Origin of the sequence: Neorhizobium huautlense, from assembly GCF_002968575.1 — a bacterium.
GTDB classification, from domain to species: Bacteria; Pseudomonadota; Alphaproteobacteria; order Rhizobiales; family Rhizobiaceae; genus Neorhizobium; species Neorhizobium huautlense.
In genome coordinates, this window is record NZ_PVBM01000012.1 from 1 (window position 1) to 15,445 (window position 15,445).

Consider the following 15,445-nt stretch of genomic DNA (forward strand, 5'->3'; position numbering starts at 1 on the left):
CCCCGAAACCCCCTCCACGAGATATCAGGGCATTCTGCCGGGATTAGGCGCCTATCGTCAGGAATGGCGGAACCGCCTGGGTCTTTTCGATTGCTGACCGCCGACGTGAGACGGCATCCCTTTACCGCCTCTTTCAATCCAGAAGCTGTCGCAGCCGCGTTGCAAGCTCTCTCGCCGTATAGGGCTTTTTGAGCCAGCTTCCGGATTGGGCAAGCTCGCGGCCGGCGATGGCGGGCTCGGCATAGCCGGACGTGAACAGGACTTTCATGTTCGGCCGCTCCTCTCTTACCCTTTGCGCGAGTTCGTCGCCAGTGATCCCGCCCGGCATGACGATATCGGTAAAGAGCAACGCGATATTGTCATGGCGTTCGAGCTGTTCGAGCGCCTCCTTGCCGTTTGCAGCTTCGACCACCTGGTAGCCGAAATCGGTCAGGCGGGAAATGGCGACGCGGCGAACGCGCGGGTCGTCCTCAACCACCAGAATTTTCTCCGTACCGCCCGGAATTGGCGCCGGGCGCGACACATCCTCATTGCTCGAAGCAGCTATTACGTCCTTCTGAGCGGCGTGCAGGAAAATCCTGACGCTCGTGCCCTGACCCGGCTCGCTGTAGAGCTGGATGTTGCCGCCCGACTGCTTGGCGAAGCCGTAGACCATGCTGAGGCCAAGCCCAGTGCCGGCCCCCACACCCTTGGTCGTGAAGAACGGCTCGAACGCTTTTTCCTTCACCTCCGGGGTCATGCCCATACCGGTATCGGTCACCGAAATCAGGACATAATCGCCGGTTCGCACATGGGGATACATCTGGGCATAATCGACATCCAGCTTGACCCGGGATATCTCGATGGTCAGCTTTCCGCCCTTCGGCATTGCGTCTCTCGCATTCAGCGTGAGGTTGAGAAGCGCGTTCTGCAATTGCGACGCATCGACAAGGGCTTCGTTGGAAGCACCCGTTACGACGGTCCGGAACTCGATCGTTTCCCCGAGCGTGCGGCGCAGAAGGTCGGAGAAACCGGTTACCAGCTGCCCAATGTCGACAAGCTTCGGGTTGAGCGGTTGGCGTCGCCCGAAAGCCAGCAACTGTCCCGTCAGCTTGGCACCATCGTCGGCGGCGTCCTGCGCTTCGCGCAACAGCACGAGTAGTTTTTCGTCGGCCAGCTTGTTTTCGATCATCTCGAGATTACCGCTGATGACGGTGAGCAGATTGTTGAAGTCGTGCGCCAGCCCGCCGGTAAGCTGGCCGATAGCCTCCATCTTCTGCGATTGCCGCAGCTCTTCCTCGATCTTGTGACGGCTGGTGAGATCCCGGATGAAGCCTGTGAAAATCCGTTCGCCGCCTGTAAGGGCCTCGCCTACTGCAAGTTCCATTGGAAATACCGACCCATCCTTCCGTTGCCCCGTGACCACTCGGCCATAACCGATGATACGGCGTTCGCCCGTGGTGAGATATCGAGAGAGATAACCATCATGAGCCTCCCTGTCCGGCGACGGCATCAGCATCTTGACATTGCGCCCGCAGACTTCATCCGCCGAATAGCCAAAAAGTCTCTCCGCAGCCGCGCTGAAAGAGGAGATGATGCCAACCTCGTTGATCACCACCATAGCTTCGGGCACGGTGTCGAGAATCGAGCGCAGATGCGCCTCTCGCCCCGCCAGATCGTTCTGCACCCTCCGCATGTCCGTCACATCGTTGTTTGTCTGGATGATGACGGCCTGTTCACTGTTGAGCGCAACCCAACGCGTCGCCACGAAGATACGCTGGCCGTTCTTGTGCTGGTGAACGACCTCACCTTCCCAGGATTGCGTCTCCAGAACCTGCTGCCGAATCGAATCCAGAGGCTCTGGAAATTCCGTGGCCAGTAACTCTTGCACCACTTTTCCGATCGCTTCCTCGGCCGTCCAGCCATAGAGGTTCGCACATCCGGCGGTCCAGCGGGTGATGACGCCATCCAGGCCGTGAATGATGAGGTTTGCATCATCGAGAAGGCGGGCGACGGCATCGAGCTCGGTTTCGGTGGTGCTGTCGGTATGCGTATTCGAAATCATTTCTCTTCCGTGAGCGGTGCCGCTAGTGGCGGCGACGTTCACCATGACCGTCGAAATCCCGCCTGCTGTCCTCGTATTCATCGCCGTCTCCGGCGAGATGCGCAAGGGCGGAGGGCTTTGTAATCTGCAACGAATGCCGCCCGGCGGCAGCCACGATTCCCTTGCCGGCCAGTTTCGTGATTGTACGCGAAACCGTCTCGATCGTAAGCCCCAGATAGTCCGCCATGTCCTGACGTGTCATCGGCAAGTCGACAATCCGCTTCATTGCGCCCTCGGCAATGGATCGTTTCAACCGCTTCTGGAGGAAAGTGCAGACCCTTTCCTCGGCATTTTTGCTGGACAGAAGAACCATCTGATCTTGGGCAGCAGCCATTTCGTCGCAAACATGGGCCAGCACCTGCGGCCGAAGTTCTGCTGAATCCGACACGGCCGCGTCGAATGTCTTGCGGGTGAGACGGCGAACCTTGGCAGAGGTGATCGCCTCTGCGCTATAGAGATAATTTCCTCGCAAAGAAACGCCAACCATGTCCCCCGCATCGAGGAACCCCGTGATGACACGACGCCCATCCGCTATGATGCGATAGATTCGCAATGTACCTTCAAGCACATCGAAGACATGTTTTGCTTGATCGCCTTCGAAGAACAGCGCTTGGCCGGGCGCCAGATGTTCAGCCGGCTGCTTCGCGAACAGCGTGCGCAGGGAGTTTGGGCCACTATCGTCAATTGTTGTTGCGAACGCGTCTTTATAAATGCGATTGCTGGTAACGAACATGGCCCTGCCTCCATCTGCGGATGGGCTCAATTGACCAAATCCGGGTAACACGCGAATGCTAACCCGGTGAAACATGGTTCTATTTGGTAACAGACTGTAACAACCCCATGACCCTGCTTTCATCCACTGCCGCACACATCCTCGTCGTCGACGACGACCCTCGGATCCGTCAGATGCTCATCCGATATTTCGAGGATGAAGGATATCTCGTAAGCACGGCTGGCGACGGCACCGAAATGAAGGTTCAACTCCGGCAGAAAGAGATTGATATCATCCTGCTCGATCTTTCGCTTCCCGGCGGGCAGGACGGTCTTGATCTCGCTCGCGAGGTTCGGAGCCACTCGGATGTGCCGATCATGATGCTGACGGGACGCGATGATGTGGTGGACCGGATCATCGGCATCGAGATCGGAGCCGACGATTATATCGCCAAGCCCTTTCATCTGCGCGAGGTGCATGCGCGGCTGAAATCGATTCTCAGGCGCCGCCAGCCTGGTACCTCCAAGCCGGAAGCCAACGAAGACAAGATCATCCGTTTCGAAGGATGGAGCCTCAATCTTTCCCGGCGGCAGCTTCTGGCGCCTGATGCTTCGGAAGTCGATCTGACGACGGGCGAATTCGACATGCTGGCAGCCTTCCTGCAGAATGCCGGGCGGGTGCTGACGCGGGATTTCCTAATGGATTCCACCAGAGGGCGTCAGCTTGAGGCATTTGATCGCACCATCGACGCACAAATCGTCCGGCTGCGCAGAAAGATCGAGGCAGACGCCAGCAATCCTCAATTGATCAAGGCCGTTCGTGGCGTCGGCTATATCTTCACCGGCAAGATCGAATGATACCGTGCTTCACGCAGCCCCTCGAAAGGGACTTGGCCCATCGTCAACGCGCCGCCTTGTCCGGATGTGCTGCAATAAAAGGCGCCAACTTCGCGCAACGGTCGGCAATTTCCACAACCTTTTGGAATCCGGAAAGCTCCACGTCCCATCGTCGCGCGTTGTAGATCTGGGGCACAAGGCAGATATCGGCCATGGTCGGTCGATCGCCATGGCAAAACGCTCCGGTCGACGGCGAATCCAGCAACGTTTCGAACGCGCCAAGCCCCTCATGGATGAACTTCTGCATCCAGGCTTTTCGCGTTTCCTCCGCACCGTCAGTCAGAGACATCACATGCGCCACGACATGCAGATTGCAGACGGGGTGGATCTCCATGGCGATGATATAGGAGAGCGCCCTCACCCGCTGCCGCCCGACGGGATCGTCAGGCAAGAAAGCTCCTCCGCGCGTTTCATCCAGATATTCGATCACCGCCAGTGACTGCGTAAAGCTGTGCCCGTCGATCTCCAGTACCGGCACCAGTCCCTGCGGATTGCGCCGCAGATATTCTTCGGATCTGTGGGCCTTTGCGAGCAGGTCGATGGGTACCGTGACAAAGGGTTCGGCCAGCATATTGAGCGCAATCCGCAGCCGGTAGCTCGCCGACGAACGCCAGTAATCATAAAGGACGGCGTCTGTCATTCGTACCCTCATATATCTCGTGACGAAGTCCTCAATCTAGGCTCCGATCCGCAAATTGCCATTCGCATCTTCCGCGATGGGCACGGGATCGAGCCCCTCTGCCGCATCACCGGAAAGGCAGGCACCGGTTGTCACATCGAAGGCGGCCCCGTGCGCTGAACACAGGAACCGCGCACCGTCGGCGGAAAGAACAGAATCGGATCGGTAGTCGAGCGGAAGATACTGGTGCGGACAGGCGTTAACGAAGGCCCGCACGCGACCGGACTTCCGCACCAGCAGAAGCGGAAAGATGCCTCTCTCCGTCTGCACTGATAGGCAGCGGGCGACGCCCTCGTCGATCTCGGAGGAAGCACAGACGAGCGCGCCGGTCTCCGGCGCACTCGAATAGGAGCGCCACCCATCACTCATCTGCCGCGGCACCCAAAACCAAGATCATTCGGCCGCATCGACCTTCAGAACCCCGCGCCGGATCTGGTCTTCCTCGATCGATTCGAAGAGCGCCTTGAAGTTGCCCTCGCCGAAGCCGTCGTCACCCTTGCGCTGAATGAACTCGAAGAAGATCGGGCCGATGACGGTTTTCGAAAAGATCTGGAGCAGGACGCGCGTCTCTCCGCCGCCCACGACACCTTCGCCGTCGATGAGGATGCCGCGCCGCTTGAGCTTATCGAGCGGCTCCTGGTGATCCTTTACCCTTGACTTCGACTTCTCATAGTAGATGTCCGGCGGTCCCGGCATGAATTCGAGGCCATTAGCCGCGACCGCATCCGTGCTGGCGTAAATATCGTTGGTGGCGACGGCGATATGCTGAATGCCCTCGCCCTTGTATTCGCGCAGATATTCCTCGATCTGGCTGCGATCATCGGAGCTTTCGTTGATCGGAATCCGGATCTTGCCGTCGGGTGACGTCAGCGCCCGGCTCGTCAGGCCGGTCATCTTGCCGGCGATGTCAAAATAGCGGATTTCTCGAAAATTGAACGTGTCGTGGTAGAATTTGTACCAGGTGTCCATGTTGCCACGCACGACGTTGTGGGTCAGGTGATCGAGGTAGTAGAAGCCAACCCCCTCCGGCTTCGGATTTTCCTCGCCAAGCCATTCGAATTCGGCGGAATAGCAGCTTCCATCATCACCGTAGGTCTCGACGAAGTAGAGCAGCGAACCGCCGATGCCGATGACGGCCGGTACGTCCAGCGACTTGCCTTCGCCGGTGTATTCCGTGGCTCCGAGATCGACGGCTCTTTTGAGAGCGTGCTTTGCATCGACCACGCGCCAAGCCATGGCGGGTGCACATGGGCCATGCTGGGCAACAAAGGCCGAAGCATGGCTGTCGGATTGGCGGTTGAGCAGGTAGTTGATGTCGCCTTGCCGGTAGAGAACGACATCTTTTTCGCGATGTCTGGCGACCGGCGTGAAGCCCATCTGCCGGAAGAGCGTATCCAGCTTCTCCGGCTCAGGATGGGCAAATTCCACGAACTCGAATCCATCGGTACCTGCGGGATTGGCAGCGCTGATCTCCGCCTTCGGCGCGTCGTGCGGGAACGGGCCCATGCAATTCTCCTCCATTGCTTGATGAAGAAAGCTTGCCGATTTCGGCCTGCAATGTCCTTGCAAAATGAGGAGCCTCCGGTCATCCTTTGCACGATTTATGCATCTGCGAGGGGTATCATGCACGAAACTTCCCTGGATACGTTTGACAAGGCCATTCTCAATGCATTGCAGCGCAATGCCGCACTGACCAATGCGGAGATCGCCGGCATCGTCAACCTTTCGGCTTCGCAATGCTCACGGCGGCGAGCCCGGATGGAGGCAGATGGCATCATTACGGGTTATTCGGCGCAGTTGGCGCCTGAAGCGCTTGGGTTTGGATTGCGGGCCATCACCCGCGTCAATCTTTCCACCCATAGCGAGAAGAACGCCGAGTCCTTTGCAGAATTTCTGTCCCGGCACAACGAGGTTCGGCAAGCCTATTCCGTCTCAGGGGATGCGGACTACGTGCTCATCATCCTTGCGCGGGACCTTGCTGCCTTTGCGGATTTCATCCACCGGACCCTGCTGCCGCATCCGCAGGTGGCGCAGGTTCGCTCGGAGATCGTGCTGATGCGCCTCAAGGACGAGCAAGGATTGCCACTCGGCTGACTCTGTAACGCGGCCGCGGCTTAATTCATCTTCTTCACGCGCTCCAAGGCATCCAAGGCATCGAGAAGTGCCTGGGCATGAATGCCCAGGGAGCAGAGCAGCTTCTCCTCGTAGGCAAGCGCGCTCGGCACGATATTTTCGTAGGCTGTGAGCCCCTGGGGCGTCAGGGCAAGCACTTCCTCGCGGCGATCCTCCAAGCTCTCCCGCCGCTTCAGCCAGCGCCTTTCTTCTAAAGCGCGCACCGCCCGGCTGACCTTGGTCTTGTGCATGAACGAATGCCGGCCAATGGCTTTGGCGCCCATCTCTCCAAATTGGCCAAGCGTTGCGAGAACCCGCCACTCCGGGATCGTCAGGTCATAGTCGCGGCCGTAGATCTCGCGGAACTCCTGCGAGACGACCGTCCCGATGCGGGCAAGCCTGTAGGGAAGAAAATGCTCAAGGGCGAGTTTTGTCATCATTGATAGTTACAAAATCGATGGTTACTTTTGCAACTAATTTCGTGATGGAGGACACGCCATGAATATTCAGCCTTCCGCCGCCCCTAAGGGTGCAGAACAATCGGCGATCCAGGCCGATTACATGTCCGGTTTCGGAAACGGCTTCGAAACCGAGGCGCTTGTGGGCGCACTGCCGTTGGGCAGAAACTCGCCGCAGAAATGCGCCTATGGGCTGTATGCGGAACAACTCTCCGGTTCACCCTTCACGGCGCCCCGTACCACCAATGAACGGTCGTGGCTTTATCGCATTCGGCCAACCGTGGCCCATTGGGGCAGCTTCGAGAAGATCGATCAGGGTCTTTGGCGCACAGCGCCGGCGCCCGAGGCGGAACTGCCGGTCGGCCCGCTTCGCTGGGACCCCATTCCGTTTCCGCCCGAACCGCTATCCTTCATCGAGGGCATACGCACCCTGACAACGGCAGGCGACAGCGGTGCCCATGGCGGCATGGGCGCTCACGTCTATCTCGTGACCCGCTCCATGGTGGACGAGTATTTCTACAATGCCGACGGGGAAATGCTGTTCGTGCAACAGCAGGGAGAACTGCGCCTTTGGACGGAGTTCGGTATCATTGACATCGAGCCCGGCGAAATTGCCGTCATTCCGCGTGGCGTGAAGATCCGCGTCGAACTGCGTGGCACGTCGGCTCGCGGTTATCTCTGTGAGAATTACGGCGGTGCGTTCACGCTGCCGGAACGAGGTCCGATCGGTGCCAATTGCATGGCCAACCCGCGCGACTTTCTCACGCCGGTGGCGGCCTATGAGGATAGAGACGCCCCGTCGAGACTTTTCGTGAAATGGGGGGGCAGCCTCTGGGCCGCAGAGATTGAGCATTCGCCCCTCGATGTAGTCGCCTGGCATGGCAATTACGCGCCCTACAAATACGATCTCCGACGTTATTCGCCGGTCGGTCCAGTGCTTTACGACCATGCCGACCCGTCGATCTTCACCGTCCTGACCTCGCCTTCCGAAACGCCCGGGACGGCGAATATCGACTTCGTGCTCTTTTCCGACCGCTGGCTCGTCGCCGAAAGCACGTTCCGCCCGCCGTGGTACCACATGAACGTCATGAGCGAGTTCATGGGCCTCGTCTACGGCCAGTACGATGCCAAGACCGGTGGCGGCTTCGTGCCCGGAGGCGCCTCGCTGCACAACACCATGCTGCCGCACGGGCCCGACGTGGATGCTTTCGAGAGGGCGAGCAAGGTCGAGCTCAAGCCCCACAGACTGGAAGGCACGATGGCCTTCATGTTCGAGACGCGTTTTCCCCAGCGGGTGACCGCTTTTGCCGCCGAAACACCTTGCCTGCAGAAGGATTACACCGCCTACGGCAAGAGTCTTGCGAAACATTTTGATCCGAACAGGCGCTGAGGCCGATATGTCCATTCTCGATGAAACGCACGCTCCGAAGCTTAGGAGTTTCGTGGCCACGGCAAACGGTCACCCCGATTTTCCGATCCAGAACTTGCCGATCGGTATCTTCAGCCGCGGCAGAGCCGAGCGCCGGGGCGGCATCGCTATCGGCGATGCGATTTTCGATATCGGCCTCGCGCTGCAATCGGACCTTTTCCAAGGAGAGGCGCAAGAGGCGGCCGAGACGGCGGCCGCTTCGGAGCTGAATGCGTTCCTTGGGCTGGGTACATCTGCCCGCATAGCGCTCCGCCGTCGCGTTTCGGCCCTGCTTGCGGCCGATTCCTCCGAACGGCCGCAGGTCGAAGCCTGCCTCCACCAATCCTCCGATTGCGCCATGCATCTGCCGGCTCGGATCGGCGACTACACCGATTTCTATGTCGGCATCCATCATGCAATGCATGTCGGGCAGCTCTTCCGGCCCGACAATCCGCTCCTGCCAAACTACAAGCACGTCCCGATCGGTTATCATGGCCGCGCCTCTTCGATCCTTGCCTCGGGCACGGCGATCCGCCGGCCGAACGGTCAGACGAAAACTCCCGATGCCGAGGCCCCGACCTATGGGCCGAGCCGCAGACTGGATTACGAGCTGGAAATCGGCGTTTTCGTCGGGCCCGGCAATGCTCTTGGAGAGCCCATTGCGATCGGCGACGCCGCCGAACATATTGCAGGCTTCTGTCTCCTCAACGACTGGTCGGCGCGCGATATCCAGGCTTGGGAATATCAGCCGCTCGGCCCCTTCCTCGCCAAGAATTTCGCCTCGACGATCTCACCTTGGGTGGTCTCACCCGAAGCGCTGGCACCCTTCCGCATCGCCCAGACACCGAGAGAGGAAGGCGACCCCCAACCCCTGCCCTATTTGTTCGATGAGCAGGACCAGCGTCAGGGGGCAATCGATCTGGAGCTGGAGGTTGCTGTCATGACGGAAGGACTGTCTCGAAAAGGCCTCCCGCCGCATCGGCTCGCGCTGTCGAACACCCGCCATATGTACTGGACGGTAGCCCAGATGATCACTCATCACGCGAGCGGCGGCTGCAATCTGCAGCCGGGCGATCTTCTCGGTTCCGGTACGATATCAGGGCCGGATCTCGCAGCCGCCGGCAGCCTTCTGGAAGCGACTGAAGGCGGCAAGTCGCCGATCCGCCTCGCTTCGGGCGAAGAGCGGCTGTTCCTGGAAGACGGTGACGAAGTTGTTTTCACCGCCCGCGTCCGCCGTGACGGCTATGTCACCATCGGCTTCGGTTCATGCAGGGGAAAGGTGCTGCCTGCCCTTCACACCCTGCGGAGCTGAGGTTTTGCTGATGCCTCTTCTAAGGCCGGTGTGATCCGACCTACTGGCGGCCGTCCGGTACCGGGCAAGCCTCACCGCATCCGCCGACACCTGGAAGGTTGTAACGAAGGCAGCAAATTTTCCGGCGCGAAAATTCCAGTCCACATTGTTGCCGCGCGATGCGGATCATCCCATGCATGGGATTTCGGCGCCCGTCCGGCCAGATCGGCTCATCAAGCAGCGCCAAACCGTCCTCGACCAATTCGCGGCTGTGCTTATAGGCGATTTCCTTGAGTATCCAGGCAAGATAAGCGGCCACGTTGTTCCAGAGAAGCTTCGGCGCCACGACAGCATGGGCTGCGATCGCTTCGACAAGAGGCTCGACATGCCCGAGCAAGAGATTGTGAAGCTCGGCGCCCGGATCAGCCGCGGTGAATGTATCAGCCGTCATCAGAAAGGCTTCAGGCTCGGCCGTATCTTCGTTGCAGACTATCGAAACCTGGCTGAGCCCCAAAGGCAATCCGATCCGGTGAGCGAAGAGATGCACACACGGCGCCACGGTAAGGATGCTGAAATAATAAAGCGTCCACATCGACACGACGGCGCGCCGGTCGCTGCCGGGAAACTTGCTGGCATATCGGGAGATAACATCGTTCAGCGTCGCCGCTTCCCGCAGATCGCTGCAGGGAATGACGGATCCAGATCCCGTGGATGTTCGCAGGAGCTTGCCGCGGCAGTAGGAGAACGGGCTCTTTTCCACCAGTCTGTCGAGGTCGAAGGCCGGGTTGGCGATGAAACCTTCCTTGCCGTTCGAAGTCGAGACCTCTCCGCTCGCATCTCCTGCCATTCGTCACAATCGATGTTTCGGGCCGGCTGTGTTCAGCACTGGCCGCACGGAAACCCACCGCCCTGCTTCATTTCCAGGAGGAACTAAAGAACGCAGTCGGCGATGTCAATGTAAGATGAGTGAATTTATCATATTTAAAACAGACAGATTTTGGACCTCTGCTGCGAGGTAGGGTCGCCTGCGCCACTGCGGCTGCAACCTCGGAACTATGTTGACTTGCCTTTTCCCAGGGCTACTTGAATTATTGGGAGAGCCGGCAGTCATGGCTGCCCGCCTGTCAAGGCTCGACCTTTGGGAGAAATGACATGTATTTCAATGTTTGCCTCGGCGCACTTGGCGTGATGATTATGACCGTGACTCACGCCCACTGTCAGGACGCCGCCGCCGGCGAAAAAGTTTTCGCCAAATGCAAGGCCTGTCACGTCGTCGATACGGATCAAAACAAAGTCGGTCCGTCGTTGAAGGGAGTGATCGGTAGAACTGCCGGAACGCTCGGCGACTTCAAGTATTCCAGCGCCATGGTCGATGCCGGCAAGAATGGCACCGTCTGGGATGAGGCAACGCTTGCCACATACCTTCGTGATCCCAAGGGCACGATCAAGGGAACGAAAATGGCATTCGTCGGCCTCAAGGCGGACGAAGACATCGCCAATGTCATTGCCTATATCAAGCAGTTCCCGAAATAGAGCCGCAGGAAAACGCGGCAATCACTTCGCCTTTAACGTCAATCCGAACTATGACTGACGACGGCGGCAATCACCGCCACGCAATCGCCCGCCTTGACTAGTCCCGGAAAATGCCGGGCGCACAGGATGCCATTCATTTTTGCATGAATCTCGCGCGGCGCAGCGCCGGTCCTTCCGGTCGGGTAGATACGGGCCACCACGGCACCTTCTTGGACCTGGTCTGCGAGGTCGAAGGTGAACTCGATCAGCCCGTCCTCTTCAGCGAACACGAAACAATCGCCGCCCGGCATATCGAGCCAGGTCGTCGATCCGACGTCGAACCTGCCCGCGACGATGCCGGCATGGCGCAGCACGTTCATGACGCCGCGTTTGGCGATGCCTGCGGTTTTCGCCGTTGCCGTGCCGCCGCCGCCAAGTTCCGTCGTGATGAAGACCTTGCCCATCTCCTCGGCGGCCGTGTCGTACATGCCGACGGCGTCGATTTCGAGCATCTTCATCGAATAGGGTGCGGAAAACGCCTTCACCAGCTCGAAGGCTTTTTTCTCCTGCTCTTTGTCAGGCAGGATGTGAGCGGCGCAGAAGGGCAGGAAATCCAGCGTCCTGCCGCCCGAATGGAAATCCAGTATGATATCGGCGCGCGGCAGCAGTTCGCGCTGAAAATAATCGGCGATCTTCTGCGTCACCGTCCCGTCCGGGCGGCCGGGAAAGCTGCGGTTCAGATTGCCCTTATCGATCGGCGAAGTGCGCGTGCCGGTCAGGAAGGCTGGGTAGTTCATTGCCGGGACGATGATGACCGTGCCACTTACATCCTCCACCTTCAGGCTGCGCGCGAGATCGAAGAGCGCGATCGGTCCTTCGTACTCATCGCCGTGATTGCCGCCTGTCAGGAGCGCGGTCGGCCCCTTGCCGTTGCGGATCACCGTTACTGGGATCATCACCGATCCCCAGGCGGAGTCGTCGCGGCTGTAGGGCAGCCGCAGGAAACCGTGCTGCACACCCTCGGCATCGAAATCCACCGTCGGGCTGATCGGCGAGGGCCGCAAAGCTGTCTCGCTCATCACCGTCTCAGTCCTTAACCATCAGCTTGCGCGGCACGTTCGCCAGGCATTCGACGCCGGTCTCGGTAATGAGAATGCTCTCCGTCGTCTCAAAGCCCATGTCTTCCAGCCACAGGCCGGTCATGAAATGGAAGGTCATGCCAGGTCTGAGCTCGGTGCGGTCGCCGGGGCGCAGGCTCATGGTGCGCTCGCCCCAGTCCGGCGGATAGGAAAGACCGATCGGGTAACCGGTTCGGTTGTCCTTGACGATCCCGTACTTCTTCAAGACGCCAAAGAAGGCATTGGCAATATCCTCGCAAGTATTGCCGGGTTTAGCCACCGCAAGGCCCGCCGCCATGCCCTCCAGCGTCGCTTTTTCGGCATCGAGAAAGGCTTGCGTCGGCTTGCCCAGAAACACCGTTCGCGAGAGCGGCACGTGATAGCGATTATAGCAGCCGGCGATCTCGAAGAAGGTGCCCTCGCCCTCCTTCATCGGCCGGTCGTCCCAGGTCAGATGCGGCGCCGAGGCTTCCACGCCCGACGGCAGCAGCGGCACGATCGCCGGATAATCGCCGCCGATACCGTCGACGCCGCGCGTGCCGGCGTCATAGATTTCGGCGACGAGGTCGCATTTGCGCATGCCGACCTCGATTTTGTCGAAGATCCGCGCATGCATCGCCTCGACGATGCGGGCTGCATTGCGCATATATTTGATCTCGGTTTCGCTTTTCACCGCGCGCTGCCAGTTGACGAGCGCGGTCGCATCCACGAACCGGGCGTTCGGCAGGTGCTTCGTGAGCGATGCGAAGGCAGCAGCCGAGAACCAGTAATTGTCCATCTCGACGCCGACAGTCAATTTGCCCAAGCCGCGGTCGGTCAGGATACCGGAGAGATAGTCCATCGGATGCCGCTCGGTCGACTGAACGTAGTGGTCCGGATACCCGACGATGTTTTCGTGGCGGAGATAGGCGGTCAGCTTGGCGCCATTGGCATCTTGACCTCGACCGAACCAGATCGGCTCGCCGGATGGCGGCACGATGACCGCCTGATGCACATAGAAAGACCAGCCGTCATAACCCGTCAGCCAGGCCATGTTAGAGGGGTCGCTGATGATCAGAAGATCGATCCCCTTTACCTCCATAGCGCGCCGTGTCTTTTCCAGCCGTGCAGCATATTCGCCAAGTGAGAATTTGAGATTGGGCTGGGTCATGTTTCTTCCCTTCATTATCCGGTGCAAGACCGGCTCAGCTTTCGAATGTGATGCCAGCGCCGGCGGCATCCGCTCGCGCGAAGGCAAGCGTGGCGATGGCGGTGTCCTGGATCCCCGTGCCGGTGAGGTCAGCGAGTGTGATCTGTCCGGGGTTCTCGCGGCCTTGATGGAGACCGGCGACGACGTCGCCTAGCTGCGGGAACACTGCATCCTCTGAAACCAGCCCGGCCGCGATCGCGTGATGCAGTTCCCCCAGCCGCCTGGTCTGTTTGAGGCTATCGGCGACATAGACGTCGATCTTGGCGATCGCCGTCGGCTCGACCTCGTTCTTGTGCTCGGCATCCGAGCCCATGGCAGTCACGTGCTGACCTGACCGAAGCCAGTCGGCCCTCAGGATCGGCGTTTCGGACGGCGTCGTGGTAACGATGATATCGGCCCCGGCGACGGCGGCCTGAGGGTCGGCTTCAGCGCGGATAGGAAAGTCGAGCTTGGCGGCCAGCTCGGTCGCAGCGGCTTCGGCCTTTGCCATATCGCGCGCCCAGATGCGCGCCTCCCGGATCGGGCGGACCAGCGTCAGAGCCTCCAGCTGAAGGCGCGCCTGCATGCCTGCTCCGAAGATCGCCGCAATGCTCGAGTCCGGACGCGAAAGGTGCCTGGCGGCCACCGCGCCGGCAGCTGCCGTCCTGACATCGGTGAGATAACCGTTATCGAGCAACAGCGCCTGAACGAGACCGGTGCGACTGGACAACAAGACCATCATCCCGTTTGTGCTCGGCAAGCCGATCTTCGGATTGTCGAAAAACCCGGGGCTGATCTTGATGGCGAAACCTTCCAGGCCGGGCACATAGGCGGTCTTTACGTCCACCTCGCCTCGATGCTCGGGAATATCGAGGCGCAAGATGGGGGGCATGGCAACAGGCTTGGTGGCGAGCGCGCGAAATGCGTCCTCAACGCAGGCGACCGCTTGGCCGTCGAGCGGAACAAGTTTGCGCAGGTCCCTTTCGGTGAGAATTACCATCCGGCTCATGCGGCATCCTTTCCATGGGAGATGTCACCGTTGATCACGCGCCGGTGCTGCTCCATGTCGATATTGCGGCCGGAGAGAATGGTGACGACAGGGCCTCGACTTGCGACCTTGCCCGCCAACAGCGCCGCGATGCCCACGGCTGCGGCGCCTTCGACTACTTCGCGCTCGACGGCATAGGCATGCCGCATGCCGGCCGCGATCTCCGCTTCGGAGAGAAGGACGACGTCATCGAGAAGATCCCTACACATCGCGAAAGTGACGCGGTTATCGAGACCGATGCCGCCGCCGAGCGAATCCGCCAGGCTCGATAGCTCCTCGACCAGCACCGGTCTGCCGGCGTCGAGGCTCGCCTTCATCGCTGCTCCGCGCTCCATCGTCAGGCCGATCACCCGGACCGATGGTTTCAGGCCCTTCACCGCAGCGGCAACGCCAACGGCAAGCCCCCCGCCGGACAACGGCACCAGAACGGTTTCCACCTCCGGGCACTGTTCGATGATCTCGAGGCCCAGCGTGCCCTGCCCCGCGACGATGGCCGGATGATCGAAGGGCGGCACCATGACCAGCCCCTCTTCCGCGACCAGTCTCTCCACCTCCTCCTGCGCCTCGTCCTGCGAGCGCCCGACAATACGTACATGGGCGCCTAGCCGGCGGATTTCCGAGACCTTGTTCTCCGGCACGAGCGACGACATGCAGACGGTCGCGACGGAGCCTTCTGCCTTGGCCGCAAAGGCGAGCGCCCGCCCGTGATTGCCGGTGGAAGCAGCCACCACCCCTCGTGACCGCTCTTTCCGAGAAAGGGAAAGTACGGCGTTCGTCGCGCCGCGCAATTTGAAGCTGCCGGTGGTCTGGTGATGCTCCAGCTTCAGATGGACCGGCACGCCCATATGCTCCCTCAGCGTTGCCGATTGCGTCATCGGAGTCCGGAGTACACGACCATCGAGCCGGGCCGAGGCGGCGCGGATATCGTCAAGCCGAACCGGCAAGGTTTTCCCGCTCATG

General features: G+C 60.0%; 16 protein-coding genes. 5 read left to right on the plus strand and 11 right to left on the minus strand.

Annotation, left to right across the window (positions count from 1 at the left end; all coding sequences use genetic code 11):
- Positions 1–133 precede the first annotated feature (133 nt).
- Both C5L12_RS14620 and C5L12_RS14625 read right to left on the minus strand, forming a co-directional pair.
- Positions 134–2,044 carry a hybrid sensor histidine kinase/response regulator gene (locus C5L12_RS14620; RefSeq protein ID WP_105372790.1) on the minus strand — a complete coding sequence of 637 codons (1,911 nt, stop codon included), beginning with the start codon at positions 2,042–2,044 and terminating at the stop codon, positions 134–136.
- A 22-nt stretch (positions 2,045–2,066) separates the two neighbouring features.
- On the minus strand, positions 2,067–2,816 hold the full coding sequence (locus tag C5L12_RS14625) for a Crp/Fnr family transcriptional regulator (RefSeq protein WP_105372791.1): 750 nt from the start codon (positions 2,814–2,816) through the stop codon (positions 2,067–2,069).
- Positions 2,817–2,923: 107 nt separating this feature from the next.
- Here C5L12_RS14625 and C5L12_RS14630 point away from each other — a divergent pair, with 107 nt between their 5' ends.
- The gene (locus C5L12_RS14630) at positions 2,924–3,652 is read left to right on the plus strand and encodes a response regulator (protein ID WP_105372792.1); all 729 of its coding nucleotides are present in this window, start codon (positions 2,924–2,926) and stop codon (positions 3,650–3,652) included.
- A gap of 43 nt (positions 3,653–3,695) precedes the next feature.
- Here the strand turns inward: C5L12_RS14630 and maiA are convergent, their stop codons facing one another.
- Genes maiA through hppD form a run of 3 tightly spaced genes read right to left on the minus strand, consistent with a single transcriptional unit; the run spans position 3,696 to position 5,876 of the window.
- Positions 3,696–4,331, minus strand: a complete 636-nt coding sequence (gene maiA, locus C5L12_RS14635) for a maleylacetoacetate isomerase (RefSeq protein ID WP_105372793.1) — start codon at positions 4,329–4,331, stop codon at positions 3,696–3,698.
- Between the two features lie 36 nt (positions 4,332–4,367).
- Entirely contained in the window at positions 4,368–4,739 is a 372-nt protein-coding gene (locus tag C5L12_RS14640) for a Rieske (2Fe-2S) protein (RefSeq protein WP_105372912.1), read from the minus strand.
- Positions 4,740–4,763: 24 nt separating this feature from the next.
- On the minus strand, positions 4,764–5,876 hold the full coding sequence (gene hppD / locus C5L12_RS14645; RefSeq protein ID WP_105372794.1) for a 4-hydroxyphenylpyruvate dioxygenase: 1,113 nt from the start codon (positions 5,874–5,876) through the stop codon (positions 4,764–4,766).
- A 117-nt stretch (positions 5,877–5,993) separates the two neighbouring features.
- On the opposite strand from hppD, the gene C5L12_RS14650 reads away from it, so the two are divergent.
- A complete protein-coding gene (locus C5L12_RS14650; RefSeq protein WP_105372913.1) occupies positions 5,994–6,464 on the plus strand; it encodes an Lrp/AsnC family transcriptional regulator in 471 nt (156 codons plus the stop codon).
- Between the two features lie 20 nt (positions 6,465–6,484).
- Here C5L12_RS14650 and C5L12_RS14655 read toward each other — a convergent pair whose 3' ends face one another.
- Entirely contained in the window at positions 6,485–6,922 is a 438-nt protein-coding gene (locus C5L12_RS14655; RefSeq protein ID WP_342588633.1) for a MarR family winged helix-turn-helix transcriptional regulator, read from the minus strand.
- A gap of 58 nt (positions 6,923–6,980) precedes the next feature.
- Here C5L12_RS14655 and hmgA point away from each other — a divergent pair, with 58 nt between their 5' ends.
- Together hmgA and fahA are read left to right on the plus strand one after the other, a co-directional pair.
- Positions 6,981–8,330 (plus strand): homogentisate 1,2-dioxygenase, encoded by a 1,350-nt coding sequence (gene hmgA, locus C5L12_RS14660; protein WP_105372795.1) that lies wholly within the window; start codon positions 6,981–6,983, stop codon positions 8,328–8,330.
- 7 nt (positions 8,331–8,337) lie between these two features.
- A complete protein-coding gene (gene fahA, locus C5L12_RS14665) occupies positions 8,338–9,660 on the plus strand; it encodes a fumarylacetoacetase (RefSeq protein WP_105372796.1) in 1,323 nt (440 codons plus the stop codon).
- 40 nt (positions 9,661–9,700) lie between these two features.
- Here the strand turns inward: fahA and fhuF are convergent, their stop codons facing one another.
- On the minus strand, positions 9,701–10,486 hold the full coding sequence (fhuF, locus tag C5L12_RS14670; protein WP_105372797.1) for a siderophore-iron reductase FhuF: 786 nt from the start codon (positions 10,484–10,486) through the stop codon (positions 9,701–9,703).
- A gap of 341 nt (positions 10,487–10,827) precedes the next feature.
- On the opposite strand from fhuF, the gene C5L12_RS14675 reads away from it, so the two are divergent.
- Positions 10,828–11,172, plus strand: coding sequence for a c-type cytochrome (locus C5L12_RS14675; RefSeq protein WP_245422919.1), 345 nt, complete (start codon positions 10,828–10,830; stop codon positions 11,170–11,172).
- Between the two features lie 38 nt (positions 11,173–11,210).
- Here the strand turns inward: C5L12_RS14675 and doeB are convergent, their stop codons facing one another.
- From doeB to eutB, 4 genes are read right to left on the minus strand one after another with little or no spacing between them, the layout of a single operon-like run.
- Positions 11,211–12,230 carry a N(2)-acetyl-L-2,4-diaminobutanoate deacetylase DoeB gene (gene doeB / locus C5L12_RS14680; RefSeq protein WP_105372799.1) on the minus strand — a complete coding sequence of 340 codons (1,020 nt, stop codon included), beginning with the start codon at positions 12,228–12,230 and terminating at the stop codon, positions 11,211–11,213.
- Between the two features lie 7 nt (positions 12,231–12,237).
- A complete protein-coding gene (gene doeA, locus C5L12_RS14685) occupies positions 12,238–13,419 on the minus strand; it encodes an ectoine hydrolase DoeA (RefSeq protein WP_105372800.1) in 1,182 nt (393 codons plus the stop codon).
- 34 nt (positions 13,420–13,453) lie between these two features.
- Positions 13,454–14,446 carry an ectoine utilization protein EutC gene (eutC, locus tag C5L12_RS14690; protein WP_105372801.1) on the minus strand — a complete coding sequence of 331 codons (993 nt, stop codon included), beginning with the start codon at positions 14,444–14,446 and terminating at the stop codon, positions 13,454–13,456.
- Positions 14,443–15,444, minus strand: a complete 1,002-nt coding sequence (gene eutB, locus C5L12_RS14695; protein ID WP_105372802.1) for a hydroxyectoine utilization dehydratase EutB — start codon at positions 15,442–15,444, stop codon at positions 14,443–14,445. The genes eutC and eutB overlap by 4 nt, the downstream gene beginning before the upstream one ends.
- Position 15,445 lies beyond the last annotated feature (1 nt).

Excerpts from the sequence above, each read along its gene's own strand:
- C5L12_RS14620 (WP_105372790.1), bottom strand. The coding sequence starts at position 2,044 with ATGATTTCGAATACGCATACCGACAGCACCACCGAAACCGAGCTCGAT.
- C5L12_RS14625 (WP_105372791.1), bottom strand. The coding sequence starts at position 2,816 with ATGTTCGTTACCAGCAATCGCATTTATAAAGACGCGTTCGCAACAACA.
- C5L12_RS14630 (WP_105372792.1), top strand. The coding sequence starts at position 2,924 with ATGACCCTGCTTTCATCCACTGCCGCACACATCCTCGTCGTCGACGAC.
- maiA (WP_105372793.1), bottom strand. The coding sequence starts at position 4,331 with ATGACAGACGCCGTCCTTTATGATTACTGGCGTTCGTCGGCGAGCTAC.
- C5L12_RS14640 (WP_105372912.1), bottom strand. The coding sequence starts at position 4,739 with ATGAGTGATGGGTGGCGCTCCTATTCGAGTGCGCCGGAGACCGGCGCG.
- hppD (WP_105372794.1), bottom strand. The coding sequence starts at position 5,876 with ATGGGCCCGTTCCCGCACGACGCGCCGAAGGCGGAGATCAGCGCTGCC.
- C5L12_RS14650 (WP_105372913.1), top strand. The coding sequence starts at position 5,994 with ATGCACGAAACTTCCCTGGATACGTTTGACAAGGCCATTCTCAATGCA.
- C5L12_RS14655 (WP_342588633.1), bottom strand. The coding sequence starts at position 6,922 with ATGATGACAAAACTCGCCCTTGAGCATTTTCTTCCCTACAGGCTTGCC.
- hmgA (WP_105372795.1), top strand. The coding sequence starts at position 6,981 with ATGAATATTCAGCCTTCCGCCGCCCCTAAGGGTGCAGAACAATCGGCG.
- fahA (WP_105372796.1), top strand. The coding sequence starts at position 8,338 with ATGTCCATTCTCGATGAAACGCACGCTCCGAAGCTTAGGAGTTTCGTG.
- fhuF (WP_105372797.1), bottom strand. The coding sequence starts at position 10,486 with ATGGCAGGAGATGCGAGCGGAGAGGTCTCGACTTCGAACGGCAAGGAA.
- C5L12_RS14675 (WP_245422919.1), top strand. The coding sequence starts at position 10,828 with ATGATTATGACCGTGACTCACGCCCACTGTCAGGACGCCGCCGCCGGC.
- doeB (WP_105372799.1), bottom strand. The coding sequence starts at position 12,230 with ATGAGCGAGACAGCTTTGCGGCCCTCGCCGATCAGCCCGACGGTGGAT.
- doeA (WP_105372800.1), bottom strand. The coding sequence starts at position 13,419 with ATGACCCAGCCCAATCTCAAATTCTCACTTGGCGAATATGCTGCACGG.
- eutC (WP_105372801.1), bottom strand. The coding sequence starts at position 14,446 with ATGAGCCGGATGGTAATTCTCACCGAAAGGGACCTGCGCAAACTTGTT.
- eutB (WP_105372802.1), bottom strand. The coding sequence starts at position 15,444 with ATGAGCGGGAAAACCTTGCCGGTTCGGCTTGACGATATCCGCGCCGCC.